At 41.0% G+C, this 20,066-nt stretch carries 17 protein-coding genes; 11 read left to right on the forward strand and 6 right to left on the reverse strand.

Going from position 1 to position 20,066, the window contains the following annotated elements; genetic code table 11:
- The first annotated feature begins 52 nt into the window (after positions 1-52).
- From QWY22_RS03635 to QWY22_RS03660, 6 genes are all read left to right on the forward strand, one after another.
- Entirely contained in the window at positions 53-1,180 is a 1,128-nt protein-coding gene (locus tag QWY22_RS03635; protein ID WP_300983106.1) for an SIR2 family protein, read from the forward strand.
- Positions 1,164-2,972 (forward strand): ATP-binding protein, encoded by a 1,809-nt coding sequence (locus QWY22_RS03640; RefSeq protein WP_300983107.1) that lies wholly within the window; start codon positions 1,164-1,166, stop codon positions 2,970-2,972. The genes QWY22_RS03635 and QWY22_RS03640 overlap by 17 nt, the downstream gene beginning before the upstream one ends.
- Before the next feature lie 125 nt (positions 2,973-3,097).
- The gene (locus tag QWY22_RS03645; protein WP_300983109.1) at positions 3,098-5,188 is read left to right on the forward strand and encodes an AAA family ATPase; all 2,091 of its coding nucleotides are present in this window, start codon (positions 3,098-3,100) and stop codon (positions 5,186-5,188) included.
- Positions 5,175-6,053 (forward strand): HNH endonuclease family protein, encoded by an 879-nt coding sequence (locus QWY22_RS03650; protein ID WP_300983110.1) that lies wholly within the window; start codon positions 5,175-5,177, stop codon positions 6,051-6,053. The genes QWY22_RS03645 and QWY22_RS03650 overlap by 14 nt, the downstream gene beginning before the upstream one ends.
- Positions 6,054-6,753: 700 nt before the next feature.
- Positions 6,754-6,885, forward strand: a complete 132-nt coding sequence (locus QWY22_RS03655; RefSeq protein WP_300983111.1) for a hypothetical protein — start codon at positions 6,754-6,756, stop codon at positions 6,883-6,885.
- 12 nt (positions 6,886-6,897) lie between these two features.
- Entirely contained in the window at positions 6,898-7,107 is a 210-nt protein-coding gene (locus QWY22_RS03660) for a hypothetical protein (protein WP_300983112.1), read from the forward strand.
- Between the two features lie 244 nt (positions 7,108-7,351).
- Here QWY22_RS03660 and yfkAB read toward each other — a convergent pair whose 3' ends face one another.
- On the reverse strand, positions 7,352-8,482 hold the full coding sequence (gene yfkAB / locus QWY22_RS03665) for a radical SAM/CxCxxxxC motif protein YfkAB (RefSeq protein ID WP_300983113.1): 1,131 nt from the start codon (positions 8,480-8,482) through the stop codon (positions 7,352-7,354).
- A gap of 285 nt (positions 8,483-8,767) precedes the next feature.
- Here yfkAB and QWY22_RS03670 point away from each other — a divergent pair, with 285 nt between their 5' ends.
- Complete coding sequence (locus tag QWY22_RS03670; protein ID WP_300983114.1) at positions 8,768-9,343, forward strand: DUF4126 domain-containing protein; 576 nt, start codon at positions 8,768-8,770, stop codon at positions 9,341-9,343.
- Between the two features lie 178 nt (positions 9,344-9,521).
- Here QWY22_RS03670 and QWY22_RS03675 read toward each other — a convergent pair whose 3' ends face one another.
- Together QWY22_RS03675 and QWY22_RS03680 are read right to left on the reverse strand one after the other, a co-directional pair.
- The gene (locus QWY22_RS03675; RefSeq protein WP_300983115.1) at positions 9,522-9,977 is read right to left on the reverse strand and encodes a hypothetical protein; all 456 of its coding nucleotides are present in this window, start codon (positions 9,975-9,977) and stop codon (positions 9,522-9,524) included.
- Positions 9,978-10,239: 262 nt separating this feature from the next.
- A complete protein-coding gene (locus tag QWY22_RS03680) occupies positions 10,240-11,232 on the reverse strand; it encodes an MsnO8 family LLM class oxidoreductase (protein ID WP_300983116.1) in 993 nt (330 codons plus the stop codon).
- 526 nt (positions 11,233-11,758) lie between these two features.
- Between QWY22_RS03680 and QWY22_RS03685 the strand changes: the two genes are divergently transcribed.
- Positions 11,759-12,712 (forward strand): N(5)-(carboxyethyl)ornithine synthase, encoded by a 954-nt coding sequence (locus QWY22_RS03685; RefSeq protein ID WP_300984318.1) that lies wholly within the window; start codon positions 11,759-11,761, stop codon positions 12,710-12,712.
- A 241-nt stretch (positions 12,713-12,953) separates the two neighbouring features.
- Positions 12,954-13,739 carry a PucC family protein gene (locus QWY22_RS03690; RefSeq protein WP_300983117.1) on the forward strand — a complete coding sequence of 262 codons (786 nt, stop codon included), beginning with the start codon at positions 12,954-12,956 and terminating at the stop codon, positions 13,737-13,739.
- Positions 13,740-13,840: 101 nt separating this feature from the next.
- On the opposite strand, the gene QWY22_RS03695 is transcribed toward QWY22_RS03690, so the two are convergent.
- Both QWY22_RS03695 and QWY22_RS03700 read right to left on the reverse strand, forming a co-directional pair.
- Positions 13,841-14,848 (reverse strand): DNA/RNA non-specific endonuclease, encoded by a 1,008-nt coding sequence (locus QWY22_RS03695; protein ID WP_436836781.1) that lies wholly within the window; start codon positions 14,846-14,848, stop codon positions 13,841-13,843.
- A 571-nt stretch (positions 14,849-15,419) separates the two neighbouring features.
- Positions 15,420-16,466 (reverse strand): aromatic acid exporter family protein, encoded by a 1,047-nt coding sequence (locus QWY22_RS03700; protein WP_300984320.1) that lies wholly within the window; start codon positions 16,464-16,466, stop codon positions 15,420-15,422.
- A 228-nt stretch (positions 16,467-16,694) separates the two neighbouring features.
- Here QWY22_RS03700 and QWY22_RS03705 point away from each other — a divergent pair, with 228 nt between their 5' ends.
- Positions 16,695-17,495: an ABC transporter ATP-binding protein gene (locus QWY22_RS03705; protein ID WP_300983118.1), complete on the forward strand. Its 801-nt coding sequence runs from the start codon at positions 16,695-16,697 to the stop codon at positions 17,493-17,495.
- On the forward strand, positions 17,488-19,155 hold the full coding sequence (locus QWY22_RS03710; RefSeq protein ID WP_300983120.1) for a hypothetical protein: 1,668 nt from the start codon (positions 17,488-17,490) through the stop codon (positions 19,153-19,155). The genes QWY22_RS03705 and QWY22_RS03710 overlap by 8 nt, the downstream gene beginning before the upstream one ends.
- 135 nt (positions 19,156-19,290) lie before the next feature.
- Here the strand turns inward: QWY22_RS03710 and QWY22_RS03715 are convergent, their stop codons facing one another.
- Positions 19,291-19,935: a peptidoglycan-binding domain-containing protein gene (locus QWY22_RS03715; protein WP_300983121.1), complete on the reverse strand. Its 645-nt coding sequence runs from the start codon at positions 19,933-19,935 to the stop codon at positions 19,291-19,293.
- Between the last annotated feature and the right edge of the window lie 131 nt (positions 19,936-20,066).

Below are 20,066 nucleotides of genomic sequence, written 5' to 3' on the forward strand. Positions count from 1 at the left end.
TACGTTAAATCAACATGTTTTATTATTACAGATTGAATAGGGGGAAGTTTTTATGAAAGAAAAAGCACATTCACCAAACTTTTATCATTACCGATTAAATAATGATAAAATTTCAGGTCTATCTATTAAAGAGCAAAAAGAAAAAATATCATATTTTATTAAAAAAGAATGCAATAGTGAAAATTTACATTTCTTTTTAGGTTCTGGTTGCTCCTTACCTGCAGTTCCCTTAATGGGAGGCACATTCGAAAAAATTAAAGAAGAATTAAATGGAGAAGTGTTAGGTGAATTTGGTGGGGAAAGTAAGGATATCGAGGGTTATCTTAATTGGTTAAAAAATGCTATTACATTTAACGGGGAGAAAACAGAGAACGGTGCGAAATTTCAAGATGCTTTTGATAAAACTAAGCATGCATTAATTGAATCTATGCCTACAGACTACATAACTGGTACTGAAAAATATACTCTTATGGCCATTAAGAACTATCAAGATTTTTACAATATTATATTTTTACAACGCGAATATAAAAAACTTAACCCTATAAATATTTTCACTACAAATTATGACTTATTTAATGAAGTTTCTATGGAAAATTTAGGGGTCCATTATACAAACGGCTTTCGTGGAAATGTAAATAGAATTTTTGATCCGGCAGTATATCACTTGAGATTAGTTGATGCTGAAAACCGGTATAAAGATAGATGGAATGCGATTCGTAGGTATGTGAAGCTATATAAAATTCACGGTTCAATTGACTGGAAATATCACAATAAACTCGATTCAATTGTACAATCTAATGAAAATTCACATGAAGAAATCATGATTTATCCTACAGTAAATAAACATTTAGAAACTCAGCAATCTCCATATTCCGAACTTTTCAGAGAATTCACAATAAATTTGCAAAAAAAGAATTCTACACTAATTGTTATTGGTTATGGGTTTCCAGATGAACATATTAATCAGTTAATTTCTCAGGCGCTAAATAACGAAGATTTTACTTTAATAATTTTTGGCAATCTAGACGAAGAAAATGCGGAAAAATTCTATAAAAAACATTCTAATAAGAAAAACTTTCATTTTATTGGAGGAGATATAAAGCAAAAGGGCGACGGACATTATTTCGATAAGGTCATAAAATTTTTAGGAAATGGTGAACAGAATGTCGAAACAGAATAGTATCGGAGTCGTCAGTAAGGTATTTCCAAATATTATAGTTATTGAAATACCTGATACTTCAAAAATAAACAATAACTTTCAAGGCGATCTATATTTGTTTGAAGGCGTTAATACGTTCGTAACAATTTATAAATCGAAATATGAGAAATTTATATATCAAATAGTTAGTTTGTATGAACAAGAAAAGCCCTATATTAACCAAGAGGAAGAATCAAAATTTTCCGGAAAGGCATATTTTGAAGCAGTTCCAATTGGAGAAATTCAAGGTAAGAAGTTTGAATTTGGATTATCTAAGTTTCCAATGATAGGATACGATGTTTATATGACTTTAAATGAAGATATTGATTTAATCTTACAATTATCAAATAAAGAAATTTCTATAACTCTAGGTACATTAGCTACTCACAATAATTATTTACCCAAATTTTCTTTAGATAATATGCTGTCACATCATATGAGTATACTAGGAAATACTGGGTCTGGTAAATCTACTACTGCTAGAAAATTACTTCATGAAATTGTACATTTATTTGATAGAAACGAAATAGATATGGATAAAGTAAATTTCATAATTTTTGATGTACACGATGAATATGAGGGCTTGCCAAAAGAACATGTTAATAGAATCGAACTCGAAGAAATTTCGATTCCTTTAGAAACTTTAAAAATTGATGATTGGATTAATTTAGTGCAACCGTCTTCTGCTGCTCAATTACCAATATTAATGCAAGGGTTAAGAATGGCAAACTTATTAGAAAGCCATCAAGTAAGAATTGAATGGATTCAAGCTTTTTGTGCGTTAGAACTATACAATAATGTTCAAACTGATGCTGTAGCAAAAAGAACAAAAATAATTGGTCTATTAAGTGGCATCAATAGTGAGGAAATCCAAGAAATTCTTAAAAAATATACGCATTTTGGGAATTTTACTAACCCGAATGAAGAGCAATTCAAGAGTACTTTGGAATCTTACATCTTTAAAGAGTCTGGTTGGAGATATCATGAGTGTAAAATTAAAATTGAAATACTAATGGAGTCAGCTAAATGTGCTGTTTCTGATTTAAAAACTTTAATGACAGGCATAAATATTGTTTTTCTATTTGAAGAAATGAAAGGTAATTCACAAGCTCGATCTTATTGTTCTACACTTGTCAGTAGAATAGAGAATCTTATATCTAGTTATAGCAATAGCATGTTTGATAGTAATCCTGAAAAAAGAAAAAAGTTTAAAGAAGGCTTGGAATTACAAAGAGGTTTTACTCTTATTAAATTTTCTGGTATTGAAGATGCAGATCTTTTGTTTTTCACAGGTTATATATTGCGGTTTTTTTACAATCAACAAAAAGCTTCAAGAAAAACTAATGGTTCCCCACATGAGTTAATTCATTTTATTTTTGACGAGGCACATAAGTATATTAATGACAGTGATAAAGAGAATATACGCTCTCTAAAAATCTTTGAACAAATTGCGAAGGAAGGCAGAAAGTTTGGGATGTTTATGATTTTAGTCAGCCAACGTCCAAGTGAACTCTCTAGAACTGTTTTGTCGCAATGTAATAACTATATTCTACATAGGATTAGAAACAATATTGATATTGAGCAAATGAGAAAAAGCATTCCATATATTAACGAATCACAACTCAGAAGAATTTCATATTTAAAAACTGGATCAGCATTATTGGTTGGCGAAGCATTTTCAATTCCCATGGAATTAATAATTGATGGAACAGACTATGGGGAGCATTCGAAGACTTTAAAACCGTCAGATGTATGGAAAATAAAAAAGGTTTAATATAGTTCTCAAGTGTGTTAAACGTATATTTAAGAAAGCTCTGTAAATTACAAACAATTCTCTTGAAAACTTTTTCTTATTATTGTTAATAATATGATATTATAAATAAAAAACGGGGGATTTCTATGATAAAACTGGTGAATTTAGCCTCTAACTATAATTCCTTAGATAAGAACGCAATAAAAAAATTTAAAATTGAAAATGAGTTAAAATGTAACTATTGTGAATCAAAGTTTTTAAATTTAGAGGCTCTAAACATCGATTATCTTGTACCAAAAACGTTAGCAACAAAGATTTTTGAAAACACAAATAATTTAATTTGTATCTGCCACTCTTGCAACATGAATAAGGGGGCTAGATTTCCTGTTTCTCGAGACAAAGAGATGCTACTCCTTAATCCTTATATAGATGAACCAGAGGAACATTTTCTTTATGATGCTAGCGGCATGATTTTTAGCAATACAGAAAAGGGAAACGTTACTATTAATACTTTCAACTTAAACAGGAATGACCTTTTAAGAAGAAGAAAAGACGAATTGTTAAAATTTCATATTAAATGGAAAAGAGCTTCAATAACTACTGGGAAATTAATAGATAGCATAGATGATAAGTCTCAATTTGCAGGAATGAAAAGATATTTTTTAAAAAAATGGAAAAACAATAAATTCAATCATACATTAGAAATCAAAGGTGCGAGAACTGGACGTGAATCAGCCCTAAAAAATGAATCTAATTACTCTTTTAGAAGAACAAGAAGTACAGCGAATATTAAACACAATAAATCACTATGGCTGTCAAAAAAATTTTTGAAAAAGCATATAATTACTATTGGTGATCTGAATACTCCAATAGATCGTCCATATATAGATGCCAAAATGGCTTATCGAAAGTTCCAAACTAAAAATGAGCAATATGACCTTCAAGTTAAAAATGAACGAACTCTAAATTACTACACTAAAAACAGACTTATAGAAAGAGTGGAAATCAGTAATTTTAAAGGCATAAAGTATTTGGATATATTTTTACCAGGATATCAAGAAGAAAAGACACCTTGGCTGATGCTTTTGGGGGAAAATGGAACTGGGAAAAGCTCGATACTTAAGGCGATTTCATTGACGCTAATGGGAGAAGACAAGAGAGAAGAATTAAAATTAAGAGCTTCACAGTTCCTCAAATCTGGTGAAGAAGAAGGATATATATCTTTGTATTTAAGCGGATCTCTTAAACCTGTGACCCTTCATTTTAAAAAGGATTCTGAGCGTTTTTATGGTACCGATATTAAGGCGGTAAAAGTATTGCTGTTAGCTTATGGTTCAACCCGTATCCTTTCCGATGAAATAAACGAGGATGCAACTAGAGGTTTTACTATTAAAATTGAGAATATGTTCAATCCTTATGCATCACTAAACAATATTAAAGCCTTTTTCGGAAAAATAACCGAGAAAGAGTTTGTTAAAACGGCTGATTTATTAATAAGTCTTTTGAGTTTGGGCAATGAATATAAATTTGTAAGAGAAAGAGAAAATATTTTTTTGAAAGATATAAATGAGAATAAAGTAGCGTTAAGGGACTTAAGTGATGGATTTCAATCAATGATAGCATTAGCTAGTGACATTATAATTGTTATGAGGCAATACTGGGATGAAATTGAAAAAGCGGAGGGAATTGTATTAATAGATGAGCTAGACCTTCATCTACATCCTCAATGGAAAATGAAAATCGTTACGCAGTTAAGAAGGGTATTCCCTAGAATCCAATTTATATGTACTACTCATGATCCTCTTTGCTTAAGAGGATTAAACAGTAATGAGATTAATGTTATTAATAAAATCGATGGAGAAGTTTACCTGATAAAAAATCTTCCTGATATTGAAGGAATGCAGATAGATCAAATTTTGACAGCAGATTATTTTGGCCTCTATTCCACATATTCAACATATTTTAATGGGCTTTTTAAGAAATACTACGAGCTATTAAATAAGCCGGAAAAGACACAGGATGAGAAGAAAGAAATAGTGGATATTAGTCAAGTTATTAATAAATCAATGGTGTTAGGAAATAATAAAAGGGAACAGATACTTCTCTCGACTATTGACAATTATGTTGCTGAGGGAACCAATAGGTTGATGAGTTCTGATTTAGAAACGACATTAAAAGATAAGTTGTTAAATATTTTAGACCCAACGAAAGGGGATGCCTCTTTTGATAAAGATTAAACAGGGTGCTATACCAAATAATCTCAACCTTTCTAATTGTTTAAGTGCAGGTTATAAAGAAACTGAAAGAGCAAAGGTTTATTTTCTATCAGGGCCAAAACCAAAAAAAAATTTTAATTTTGATGCCTATCGTTGCGACTCATTAAAAAAAGTGTTTAGCGAAAGTTTTAATGGTAAATGTGCTTACTGTGAAAGTCTTATTGTACATATTAAATCTATGGAAATCGAACATTATAGACCAAAAAAAGCTATTAAAATTGGAGATGAGTTAATTTATCCAGGCTATTATTGGCTGGCAGCAGATTTTTCGAATCTTCTGCCCTCATGTCCAGCTTGTAACCAATTAAGGAGATATGAATTAGAAGATGGCACTTGTGTAACAAAAGGAAAGGGAAATTATTTTCCACTTAAATGCGAAAGTGAGAGAGCAAAGTTTCCTGGAGAAGAGATAAATGAACAGCCCTTATTATTACATCCTTATTATGATAAACCACACGAACACTTAACATTTTTAGCTAGTGGATTAATTAAGCTTATAACAGATCAAGGTTCGGCTTCAGTGGACACTTATGTACTTGGAAGGCCAGAGTTAACCCGTGTCAGAAAAGAGTTAATTATATATATTAAAAGTGATATAGTATCTGCATTCGAAGCAATTATTGGCATTAAAGAAGCAAGTAACATAACTCAGTTGCACAGACATAAAAAGTCCTATTACAGACACTATAATAATTTAAGAAGACGTATGCGTAGTAGTTCTCCATATGCAGCTGCTGCCCGCAACATTATTCATCCGATTGTAAGAGATTTAAAAAAAGAATTTAAAAAAACAATTAAGAACACACCTAGCTTAATTGGAAGATGATAGAGAAAAAATAGTTGATTTGAATGGAATAAGGTTTTAAAAATCATGGAAAAGGTGAAAAATATAGTACCATTTTGAAAAGTGAAATGCCGCTTTTTGTCAAATACAATTCAAGTTATTCAATAAAACTGTTAAAGAAATCCGTCCTATGTTAAATAGGGTGGATTTCTTTGGCATTAATAATTAAAAAAGCTAATTAGCCATATTTGTTCTAAATAAGGTGAATATCTGAGGGTTCTGGAAGAAAAGTAAACACTAATGAAAGTTTTTTACAAAGTATCTATTCAAGCTTCACAGAAACTTTACCATTCAAAAAGTCTTCGAAATATTTCTCTTTGAATCTGATTTCCGATACAGATCCGTTCATTTCTCAAACGGTATTGTAGATTGACTCTCTTAGGGCAATATAGTCAGGTCTAGTTCGGAGAGACGCTGATATTAGCCAGCCGTTTTTCGGCCACATTATCTCGACCGTTAAATATATATATATATTGGTTTCAAGAGCAAGCATCAGCATATGGTGTGCCTGTCCCGATTCTACTTGTTTGGAACAGTGTGATGCGCTACGGTTTGCCCCTCAGTGAATAGCGAAGGAAGTAACTTAAATTAAAAAAATTCAATTAATTAGTTATTTCTATTTCTTGGTAAATTTACTATAATATAAATACACTTACTATCAAAAAAAGGAGGTAAAGAAAATTTGAATTCTAAGGTAGTTTATCTGAAAGATTATCAGAGAAAAATTTCAATTAAGGGAAAAGATATAAAAAGACAAGAAATGCGTGAAAAAATGAGAAATAAAATGTCGGAAAAATATAAAAAAAGAAAATGAGGGGAATATTTTATGGGACTTTTAGATAGACTTTTTAATAACAGTAATAAAGTAAGTAAAGAAGTTGAAATTGATTATGAAGAAGGCTATGAAGACGGCTATGAAGACGGGTATGGAGATGGACAAGTTAATGTTTATGGGTCACTTTTGCGTAAGGAAGGTTCTTCTGAAGCAGGTAGGCAATTAGCTAATCATAGATGGGGGAAATCTAAGGAAAATTAAAAAACATTAAACATTCAGGTGTTTTTTGCAAAATACTCCTCATAAAAATAGCTTTGAAATATATTTGTTAGTGGCATTTTTATTTTGAATGGATGTAGTAAGTATTCATTATTGAGCCACTCATAGGGACCATCTGTGAATAATACATAATCTTTGACTGAACCTAGTAAAGTCTTGTTTACCGGAGATGAATCCATAAAAAGCTCGATCTAGTTGGAATCTCAACAAGATCGAGCTTTTTAAATTAAACGGTAATCCTAGATTTTTGGACAGTGAAATCGGTGTCCGGATAATAAGCATCTTTCACTAACAAATTTGGTCCCAGGCATTTTGCTGCGGGGCAATGGCAGCCGATTGTCTTGGCTAACGGCCGTTCCAGCCAGCGGTCAAGCATGGCCGGCAGTGAATCAGTCTGGATATTGCCCATCGCAGGGGTATCGCCAAAATCCGTGACGATGACTTCGCCGGTGAAAATATTGACGTTTAACCGGGAGCGGCCATCCGGATCATTGCGGACGGTGACATTTTTGCTAGAATGGATGCGGTTCAGCAATTTTGTATCTTCTTCGTTTTGGCTGCACGGGTAAAACGGCAAGGTGCCGAATAGCATCCAGACATTATCATCGCGGGTATCTAATAAGTCATGAATTGCTTTTCTCGTTTCATCGAGCGATAACACTTCTAATTGGCTCGCGAAATCACTTGGGTACATCGGATGCACTTCGTGGCGCGCGCATTTCATTTCTTCCACGATTTGTTTGTGGATGCTCTGCAAGTGAGGCAATGTCCGTTTGTTCAGCATCGTTTCTGCTGATACCATCACGCCTGCCTCCGCCAGCGCACGGCTGTTGTCGATCATGCGCTGGAATTGTTCCGCCCGCCGCTCTCTTGAAGGTTTGCGTTCCATATTGGCAAATCCGCCATCGACAAAATCATCGATGGTGCCCCAGTTATGGGAAATGTGCAGGACATCCAAGTAAGGCGCGATTTCCATATAGCGGTCAAGCGGCATCGTCAAATTCGAATTCATTTGGGTGCGGACTCCGCGAGCATGGGCGTATTTTAATAGAGGCAATACATAATTGGCAACCGATTTTTTTGAAAACATCGGCTCTCCGCCCGTCAAACTGATCGTCCGCAAATGCGGAATTTCATCCAATCGCGCAAAGAGCAGCTCAATCGGCAACGCATCCGGATCTTTATGCGCCAGCATATAGCCGACAGCGCAATGTTCACAGCGCATATTGCATAAATAGGTCGTGGTAAATTCGATGCTGGATAAGGTCAGTTTCCCATGTTCCTGAATATCCATATACGCTTCCCACGGATCGTATTGGGGTGTGATTTTGGTAAGTGTTGTTGCATTGTTTTCCATCTATACCGAACTCCTAATCATTTTCTCGACTATTAAGTATGCGCTTTTCGAATTGCTTGTGCAAGGCTCGTTTTTAACTCTTGGCTCAATCATCCTAGGCATTTCTGAAAAATAACTGCAGGGAGGCTAAACCTTATTCTCTTCGGCGCCGACGATATCTAGCGATTTTTATTTTATATTGCTTTTACAGCGTGTGGAATAGCGGATGCAGTTAACGATTCTTTGAGCACCTGATCCATGCTGGTATATAATGGTGAAAAGTCCTTGGAAAGGAGCGAATCTTCTATGGAGATGATTCTTGCAATATGCATCGGCCTGGCTTTAAGTGCGACAGTGGGATTCCGGATTTTTACGCCTTTATTTATAACCGGTGTTTTTGAACGAGTAGACTGGATTACGGTGACAGAAGGTTTTAGCTGGCTCGGCAGCACGCCTGCTTTGGTGGCTTTCGGAGCGGCCACCGTTTTTGAAATAGCCGTGAATTACATTCCAGCGGTCGGTTCGATTATGAAAGTTATTGCAACGCCGATTGCGGCAATTGCCGGTATTTTGCTGACAGCGTCCTTTATCGGAGATATGAATCCGTTGCTGGAATGGAGCATCGCGATTATCGGTGGCGGGGGAGTTGCTGCAGCATCGCATGCTGCGGTGACTGGTGTTAAGGGTATAAGCGAAACCGCACTTCTCAGTCCCGCTGTCGCTGTCGTAGAAGATATAACAGCAACGACCGTGCCAATCGCCATTTTCCTGGTTCCGGTGCTGGCAATTGTTTTTGTTGTGCTAATTCCAGTGCTGATTTTCACTCTTTATAACAAGCGGAAGCGCCGGAAGAAAAATCGCAACCCCGTTGAACGTTTTTGACAATGCCCTGCAATTACTAACATCTTTATGAAACTACTGTTTCTATCTGGGCTTTCTATTTAATTCCTTCATATAAATTATTTGTGAGTTGTGCTATTCCTAAGGAAGCAAAAATTAAGACCTGCCATCCGATTCCGGGTGACAGGTCTTTTTTTCTCATATGAAGTTATGTTATTAATTATTGATGAACACCCGTGATCTCTTCCATCAATCCAATCCAGTCTTCTCGCTTAAAATCATACATATCCAGTTCGATCTTCCGCAGTACCAAATGGATGCTATCGAATTTTTCGTCTGAGCGGAATCTCCACCAGCTTTTCACATTTGACGCCTTTGTACCTGGCTCATAATACATCAAGGTGCCTTCTGGATTGATGACTTCCTCGACCCGGTCAACGTCCAAAAGATTATGCGGGAAATCAATATAGAGGCCGAGGGACGCTTTATGGGGCGCGATAGACCCGATTTTGTGCATCGATTCCGCGTCGGTCTTCTCAAGAGAACCGCTCCAGTGAACCGGGGTATGGCTAGCAATCAAGATCTTGCCTTCTACATTCGTTTCAATTTTGCAATTCGGAAGATTGTTAAAGACTTCGAGCATTTCGTCCATTTTTTTCGTTACTGATTTGTTCACTTTGCCACTCCTTCAACTAACCTATTCGTCCTATCATAATTCAAAACCTTACTGCTGTAAATATGAACAGTGTCTTTTACACTTTCGTCCCGCTGTGTAAAAAGCAATTTCGAACGATTTTAATGATTTGCTGCACAGGGAACAAGGAGGACTACTGGAAATTAAGACTGCGCTGATATGCAATCACTTTTAGAACAATATTTTTATGTGAAAAGCCGATGGGTGTCCAGCACCCATCGGCCTTCTTATTCAGGACTATAAATTATAACAACTGCTGTGCCAGTAGGCGATAGGCATCCAGCCGTTTTTCCTGTGAATGCGGAATGCTGCAGATCATGGCTTCTTCAAAACCGTATTCCAATTGCTCCTGCTGCAATTGATCGGCCACGTCTTTTGCGGAACCGACTAAATGGATTTTGCGGCTTGCCTGGATTTGCATGCGGTCCATTTCCGTCAGTGCCGAGTTTTGTGCTTCTTCCGGTGTCATGAGCGGCATGATGCGGCCTTTCATTAACATCAGACGCGAAATGTCCTGCGGCAATGCTTCGTATTCTGCTTCTTCGGCCGTCTCCGCCGTTGTCACTAAATACGACACCGAAATTTCGGGTTTCTCCATGAAAGCGGAAGGGACGAAATTTGCCCGGTAGGAATCCAAAATGTCTTTCGTCATGCCGCCATTGAAAAACTGGGCAAACGAATAGCCGACGCCCATGCGTCCCACTTCCAAGGCGCTATTGCCGCTCGAGCCGAGCAGCCAGGCTTCCGGCAATTGGATATTTGTTGGAGAAGCGATGATTTTATTGTACAGGTTGTCTTCCGGCGCTTCGTCGTTGATCAATTTCAGCGCAGTGTCGAATTTGCCGTACATGTCATCCATCATGGCACGCCGTCCTTCAGACAACGCGTAGATGGAACTGTGGTCGCCGCCCGGTGCGCGCCCCACACCGAAATCGATGCGGCCAGGTGCCAGTGCACTGAGTGTCTTAAACACTTCCGCCAGTTTCAGCGGCGAATAATGCATCATCATCACGCCGCCTGTGCCGATCCGGATGTTCTCCGTTTTGGCGCTTAGGTACGCGGCAGTGACTTCCGGTGCGGAGCTTGAAAAGGCACCGGAGCCGTGGTGTTCCGCCATCCACATCCGGCTATAGCCTAACTGGTCAGCGAGAACCGCGAGTTCCACCGCTTTTTGCATGGCAGCTTCTGCCGTGTTTCCTGTTGTCACAGGAGCTTGGTCCAATACACTTAATTTCATCTATAATAACTTCCTTCCTTATATTGCAAGTTTGCACATAGAGGAGTATAGCAGTCGGGCATTGTGAAATCACTCTATCTGCCTGTATCAATAGTTAGCTTAAGTGCCGACTGCAAATGGGGCTTATGGAAGCTCGCTATATAGAAGAAGTGTGTTTGCCGCTTGAAGTCTTCGGGATGTTCTTCTTTAAATCTGATTTCGAATAGGTGTGCATTTAAATGGGTGCCTATGTAAGATGCCATTCAAGCCACACAATAAACCTGCATAAAAAATCGGCTTATTTAACCCGGGAGCGGATTAACGTTCGCTCAGTTTACAGCATGGCATTGAAGGCGAGGCAAAGCTCGTGTACTGGCTGAGGAGCGGCAGCTTTCAGTAATAATAATTAAATTCACACGATTTTCACCAGCCATGGTATGATTTGGAAAGGACCGGGTTTCACATAGCAGCGTAATTTACAGAAGCTGCCGTTTGATCGGATTTAAGTTGAAGCGGAGGGTTTATTATTTACACATTAGGATTTGTCATCAGCCATAAAAACAACGAAAAGCGCCGGGCGATTTTGCCGAAGGATATGCCGGGCATCAAGTTCCCGGAACGCCTGTATTTTGAACAAGGCTACGGCGAAGCACTCGGCATTGCGGACGAAGAATACGCGGCGTACGGCGTACATATGGTATCGCGCGAACGTGCATTGGAATGTGAAGCAATCGTCGACGTAAAGCTTGGCGATGCCGATTACTTTGACCAAATCACTGAAGGCAAGCTATTGATCGGCTGGGCACATGCTGTTCAGGATATCCGTTTCACTGACGCAGTGCTGGCGGGCAACCACACGGTCATTGCATGGGAAGAAATGTTCGAAGGCGGCCGCTATATTTTCTACCGCAACCGCGAAGTAGCGGGCGAAGCAGCTGTTCTTCAAGCGTACCAGCATGTCGGCAAAATGCCGTATGAAACGAAAGTGGCAATCCTTGGAAACGGCCATACCGCCAAAGGCGCGATGCGCATCCTTCACGGATTAGGCGCGGAAGTAGATGTGTTTGGTCGCAGGCTCGAATCGCTGTTCCGCGAGAAAATGACCGACTACGATGTTCTCGTAAACTGCGTGATGTGGGACACGAAACGCACAGACCGCATCATTTACAAAGAAGATTTGAAACGCTTGAAAAAAGGCGCCATGATCATCGACGTCAGCTGTGATCCCGAACTGGAAATCGAAACGTCGCGACCGTCGACGATCGACAATCCGGTCTATACGGTAGACGGCATCATCCATTACACAGTGGACAACACGCCGGCCATGTTCCCGCATACCGTCACGAAAGTGTTGAGCGAAGGTTTCTGGAGCATGCTTGATGACTTGACGGAAGGCAATTGGTCCGACATGGTCAAAGAAGCGGTCGTCATTGAAAGCGGCCGCATCATCGATCCTCATATCACCGAGTTCAGAGAAGCACGCGGCTTGTTGGTGAAATAAATCAAAACAGACTCCCGCACAGGACATTAGTGCGGGAGTTTTTTGGTTGAAACTTAAATTTTATCCCCGTATGTAGAAAACACTTCATACAGCTGAATCTTTTTAACCTGTATTCCGTATAATTAAAGCGAGATAGAAAATAACGCACGTCATACGAAAAGGAAGCTTTGAAAAGGTTTACTGGGTGTATGGCTTTTTAAAGCATTGTTTCTCACTTACTCTTTGTGAAAGGCATGATCTAATGGGCACTGTTGCACTTGTCATCTTAATCTTTTTCCTACCGTACGCTTGGCTCCTCTGGACCAGCATGAGTTCAAAAAGCGGGAAGCCGCGCTGGAAAAAACCTTTGGCCGTTCTTTTGGCATTGGTTCTGGTCAGTGCAGGTTTAAATTATTATTTTTCCGATACATATCAGCTTTCTTTCTTTCAAAATGGATTTGAAAGCAAAGTAGCCATTGTTGTTTCGTTAGCATTTCTGCTAATTGTCTCGGTCATCAACGTGATTACGAGCATCCTTTTCAAAGGGGCACCGAAGTCTGTCCATAACCCGAAAGTGGTGTGGGTTGTTACAGCGGTGCTCTGCACGACGATCCTGTTTTTCACCATATGGGTGTATCCGTTGGCAGAGAAAGCATCTTATATCAATAAAGTCGAGAATGCTTTAGCGCAGTCCGAGGAACAGCAAGCCGATGAAGAAATCACCGTCGTGTTCATGGGCTCTGAAAAAGAATGCTTCCGGACTTCCACAAACAATTGCACCCACGAAACGTATCAAAACGCATTTTTCCTCAAAAACAATTTGGATATGCAAAAAGAGGTCCAAGTGCGGATTCGGGCACTGGATTCCGAAGAAAAAGAATTGAAGGTCATCGAATCGGACATCATGACGCTGGAAGCAGGGGAATTGAAGCTGGTCGAGACGGAAGAATCTTCTGATCTGGAGAGCATCTGGAGCCGGACTTCCTTTGAAACCGATAAACGGATTCGTTCCTATGAATCGTTGTTCCGCTACCGGGATGCCGAGTAAAAAAACCTTCCATGTCAAACAACATTTTATCCATACAAAAACCCGCCCTCTTCAGCGAGAGGGCGGATTTCTTTTTGACTATCAATTTATTCGTTTAGAACTTACTCTCCGACCATGCCGTCGTTGTCATTGTCCCGCATATAAGGATATAACCAATGGTCGCTCATGATCGGCATAGGGAAACCGGCATCTTTTGCTTCTTTGATTGTTACTTGTCCGTTGCCGTTTGTATCCACACTGGAAACATCTCCGCCTGTGTTTGCAGGGGCTGACTCCACAGGGGCACTCTCAGTGGCTGCAGGGCTTAATTCAGCAGGTTCACTGTCGGTTAAGCCAAGTGATGCGTTGACTTCATCGGGGTTCACGTTGTCGAATGTATCCACGACTTCGTTGCCCGCAACCGTATATGTGTACTGGTAGCTAGAAGGAACCTGTGTGTCTGTATCCGGGTAGGTGATGATGGCTTCAAAATTCGTCGCTCCGCCGGCATCGCGGATGACGTCTTCCATATAAGCCTGGTCACCATGGCGGTTGAGCGTACTTTCCTGAGGGGTGATGTTATAGGCATTCGATACCCCGCCGAGCGAATCCGCAATGGCATGCCCTTCGTCTAACACGTCACTTTCAACGCCAGGAACCTTTGCTTCATCCGAGTAGTATCTGCCGGTCGATAAAACAGGTTCGTTGTTATCGTCCTGTAGAATGATTTCGTCAGCCACGACACGCACCAGTTGCCCATGTTCGTTCGTAAAGGCCCAATATTCGCGATCCCCAAACCCGATATCAACGACGACATTGGCTTCGCGAGTTCCAGAGATGTCACCGCCATCCACTTCGATCAGAGAGTATCCTGCGAACAGGTCATTCTTTTGTTTGGCCGCGGCTTCCGCAGCTGCTTTTTCATGAGCTGCCAGTTCCTGTGCTTCTTTTTCTTTTGCAAGCTCCTCGGCCTTTGCTTTCGCAAGCGTTTCAGCCTTTGCTTTTTCTTCAGCTGCTTTCTCTTCTGCGAGCTTCTCAGCTGCCGCTTTTTCTTCCGCTTCCTGTTCTGCTGCCAGACGCGCTTCTTCTTTTTCTAGCGCCGCCTGTTTCTCAGCTTCTTCCTTGGCCAGGCGCTGTTCTTCGGCTTTTTCCTCGGCCGCTTTTTCTTTTTGTGCTTCCATCTGTTCACTTTCGACGTCGGCTGCAGTTTCAACTTCTTCTGCTGTCATTCCAAAGCCAACAAAAGAACCGATGATCACGATAAATGAAGCTCCCGCCGCAAGAACATTTTGCTTAACCGTCAGCCCTTTTTTGAACAAAGCACTGACCAGTAACATAACGATGCTTGCAGCAAAAGCGAGTAAGGCAAGCAGCAACAACACCAAAAATAAATTACTCATTTCGTATTTCCCCCAGTTTTCTAACTAGATCTATATGACTATTTTCCAAAGTTGACTATAACATGATTAGGAAGGTAAATACTAGGGGGTGATGATTTTTGTATGGAATTATTTGGATTATTTTATTTGAAAGACTTGCTATGTATAAAAATAAAAGACCGTTTGTTATTAAATGAAATTTACTTTATCTAATAAACGCCAAAAAAATCCGCTCTATTGTTGAATAGAGCGGATTTTTTCTTGAATAGAAAACAAACATTTATCGGGTATGTTTAAACTGGATCGTATTCGAGTAATCCAATTATTTTTCCGCTTCCAGCACAGCCTTCACGCTGTTCGGATCAAAAAACTTATCCACTAAATCGTAGATCGTGATGAGTTCGTAAAGAATCGTAAACTCTGGCGGGAACAGGGTAGGCTCCACAGCATCGCTTGCCGTTACACCTTTGCTGTTCTCCCAAAACAGGTCGGTAATCCGTTTTAATTGGTGCTGATGCGTTTCATGGTCGTAGTCGAGGGAATGCTGCAAGTCGTCCGCAAGCTCCGCAACGGCCTGCATAATGGTATTGCGCTCAGCTGGTGTCCACTCCAAATTATGCAGCGGGATCCGAAGCAAAGCGTCCATATGGAACTCGAGGTTATGCAAAAAAAGTAATTGCCTTTCGGCCATCTGAAGATTTGCTTCACGATTGCGAACCCAAGGGTACAAACTGAAATCATCCCGCTGGTAATGAATCAATTTCTCCGTCTTTTTGATTTCCGTTGTCAGCCCTTTAACAATTTCCCGGTCTTCTTGAAGATCCGCATCTCCTTCAAAGAGGATCGTATGGAATGTGTGTTCCAATAATCTTCCTGCGCGTTCGCTGATGCTTTGGATGCTCCTAAGAATATCGCTTCGGTAGTTAGGCGGGAACACGAGCATGTTGACAGCGGTAGACACGAGCAGGCCGATTGTCGTGGTGCCTAAGCGGATGAAGAACGCAATCAGGAAATGGTCGTGGATGACTTCGACCATCGCGACGGAAGTTAATGTCGCGACGAGCAAGCCGGCGTGCAGATTAAGCCGATAACAGACGGCAATCGTGGCAACCGCGGCGAGTGTATAGGTGATCGGGGAATTCCCGAAGAAGGTAATGAAGAGAACCGCGAAGGCAGAACCGATTGCAGATGCCGGGAACCGGACAAGCCCTTTTTTGATCGAATCGCTGACGGTGGGCTCAATCGTCACAATGGTCGTGATGACCGCAAAGACAGGCGGCCAACCGAACCATCCGCAAATAATGGCGGTTAAGAAGATCGCTATCCCGGTTTTTAAAATCCGGCTGCCGTTGAAATGAAAGGATCGCATCATCTGTTAAGCATCCTTTCTTTTATGAAGTATTTTTGCCGTAGTTTATTATATCATCCATTTCTATAGTGATTCCAAGGCAATTTGGATGAGAAAATCGCATTCTGGTTCAGAAATAATTTAATTTATAGCTTTCCGTTGTATATTTCCTGCGGATTCAAATCAAGCTCCCAATTTCAACCAATTAAATGTTAGAATAAACACACAATTAAGGTGGGAGGTGTTTAGATGGAGCCAGGAAACGACAAGGTTTTATCAATACGGAATCTGACAATGAGCTATGGCAGCAAAAACATATTGAACGGCATCAATCTTGAAGTCACAAAGGGGCAGATCATCGGCTACATCGGACCGAACGGAGCGGGAAAAAGTACGACCGTGAAAATCATGCTTGGGCTGATTGATGACTACAAAGGAGAAGTGGTCGTTTTCGGTCAGGATATTTCTTCAGGCGATCCGTCGTATAAAAAGCGGATCGGTTATGTGCCGGAAAACGCGGAAGTATACGACAACCTGACGGCGATGGAGTATTTGGTGTTTAGCGGGGAACTTTATGGCATGGAGCGGGACGCGGCACAGGCAAAAGCGGAACGGCTGTTGCAGCAATTCGATTTGCAGGAGGTGCACCATTCCCGGCTTTCTTCTTTTTCAAAAGGCATGAAGCAAAAAGTGATGATTATCGCGAGTCTGTTGCATGACCCCGATTTGTTGTTTTGGGATGAGCCGCTCAGCGGACTGGACGCCAACAGCATGATGGTCATCCAGGAAATCCTGGCGCAGCTGGCAGCGCAGGGAAAAACCATTTTTTATTCTTCCCATATCATGGACCTGGTCGAGAAAATCAGCAACCGCATTGTCCTGCTGGTGAAAGGGGAAGTGGTGGCGGATGGCACGTTTGAGGAACTGCAGGAACTGAGCGCAGAAGGATCGCTTTCGGGGATTTTCAACCAATTGACCGGCTTTACGGAGCACCGCAGCAAAGCCCGGGATTTTGTATCGATCGTGCAGGGAGACCGGGAGGATGCGTGAATTCCAATCATTGAAGTTTCTGTCCATATTTAAAGGAGTCTTCACTAAACTCGGTGTGGATTATGCGATGATGGAAAAAATCCTGCAGATCAAACTGACGATGGATGAACGGCGGGTGCCGACGATTTTTAATGACACTGGCAAAAAGAAAGAAGGGAACCAGTTCCTGAAATCGCTTTGGATCTACGGGCTTTACAGCTTAATTTTGCTCCCGTTTTTATTGCTTGGAGACAATTATATCTTTCAGCTGAGCCTCGTTTTTGGCATCATTCTGTTTATCCTAATGACTTCTATGATTTCCGATTTCTCAGCGGTCCTGCTGGATGTCCGGGACAAGAACATTATCCAGACCAAGCCGGTGGGCAGAAAAACCATTGCCGCCGCAAAAATTGTCCATATCATGATTTATATCGCTTTCGTGGCCGGGGCTTTTACAACGATTCCGCTCTTTGTGGGATTGTATAAACACGGCATCTTTTTCGCGCTGATTTTTCTGATTGAAATCGTATTGACGGTTTTGCTGGTTGTTGTGCTGACGTCCTTGCTGTATTTAGTGATCTTACGGTTTTTTGACGGGGAAAAATTGAAAGACATCATCAATTACGTGCAGATCTTGCTATCTGTCGGCGTGGTGCTGGGTTATCAGGTATTGATCCGATTATTTGAGTTCACCGATTTGGATATGGTGTATACGTTCAATTGGTGGCATTTCCTGATTCCGCCGCTCTGGTACGCTGCACCCTATGAAGTGTTCCTAAACGGCAATTTTTCCGGCTCCTTGATTGCGTTTACTGTGCTGGCCGTGCTCGTGCCGGTCATTGCGATTTTCTGCTATGCCAAACTGATGCCGTCGTTTGAGCGGAATCTTGAAAAGCTTTTGAGCGATACGAAAACCGGGCGGCCGAAAAGGAACTGGCTGGATGAAGTCGCGGCCAAACTGTTGTGCCGCTCCAAGGAAGAACGGATCTTCTTCCGCTTTGCGGCGTCGATGATGAAAAAAGAACGGGAATTCAAGCTGAAAGTTTTTCCGGCACTCGGAATGTCCATTTTCTTTCCGTTTCTCTTTATGTTCACGTTTTCGGAAGACGGCGGGCTGGAAGAAATGGCAGAAGGCAATCTGTTTTTATTCATCTATTTCTGCAATTTCATGATTCCGAGCCTCGTATACATGCTGAAGTTTTCAGAAGGCTTTAAAGGCGCCTGGCTTTTCAAAGCGGCACCGGTCGAACGGATTTCCTATGCTTACAGCGGTGCCTTAAAAGCCTTTTTGGTGAAGTTGTATGTACCGGTTTTCGTTGCGGTGTCCTTGGTATTCATCTGGGTTTTCACGGTGCGTATCCTTCCGGATCTGGCAGCTGTATTTCTTGGGGGTCTTCTGCAAACCCTTATTGCGCATAAAGTGGTCAATGAAGACGGATTTCCATTTTCCATGTCGTTTGAGTTTGCCCAGGAAGCAGGAACTACGAAGATGCTGATGCTTTCACTCCTGACCGGAGCTTTTATCGGGGCGCATTTCATCGCGGCCTCGATTGGCTGGGGAATCTATATTTACATCGCAATTCTGGCTGCGGCGCTATGGATCGGCTGGCAGCGGGTTTTCTGGGAAAATAAAAAAGGCGGAAAGGAAAATCGAGATCTCGCATTGAATCGGACGGATTGAGAGTTATATGCCAGTGAACGGGAAGAAAATAGTAGATCGGAAACTCTAAAAATGCCCGCCCGATTTTTCGGGCGGGCATTCCTTATGATAAGTTACAGCCCATAAAATTAAGTGAGTTTCTTCTATAAACAAGTTTTACTGATACTCTCCGTATATCGCGACCCATGTATTCACACCGACAACGCCATCGACTTTCAAACCTTTGTCTGCTTGGTATTGCCGAACATTTCTGTTGGTCTCGGCTCCGAAGACACCATCCACCGCTGTTTTTAATCCGTACTGGTTTAATGTCCATTGGAGAAGCAGCACTTCCATGCGGTTACTTCCTTCGCGCAGGATGAATTGATGCTCCGGTGCAATATCCATCAAGTTTCTGAGTTCGGTTGGAAGTTCCCCGTTTGGATCTGTTGGTTTTTTATGTTCTGCGTAGATGGCCACCCATGTATCGATGCCGACAATGCCGTCGGCTTTCAAGCCTTTATCCTTCTGGTATTGCCGGACATTCCTGTCGGTCGCAGCGCCGAATACCCCGTCGACTGCTGTTTTTAGCCCGTACTGATTCAATGTCCATTGGAGGAGTTTCACTTCAACGCGTGTGCTTCCTTTTCGCAGCGTGTACTGATGCTCCGGGGCGACGGTCATGAGCTTTTCAAGGTTGGCTGGCAGCTTGTCTTCTTTGACTGCAGCTGAATGGCTTGCAGCTTCCGCCGGCTGAAAGGAGAGGGGAAAGGCGGCCAATAATCCGAATACCAGCAACATGGGAATGCATTTTTTCTTCACGGTTGAGTCCTCCTGAATTTGTATTTGCCTCCTAGGTACCCTCTCTAGGATAAAACAAAACGGTCAGTTAGAAAAACATAGTTTATAGGGGGCCCCTAGCAAGTATCCGTTTTTTATTTCTAATACTTTAC

It is taken from the genome of Planococcus liqunii (assembly GCF_030413595.1).
In the GTDB taxonomy this organism is placed as follows: domain Bacteria; phylum Bacillota; class Bacilli; order Bacillales_A; family Planococcaceae; genus Planococcus; species Planococcus liqunii.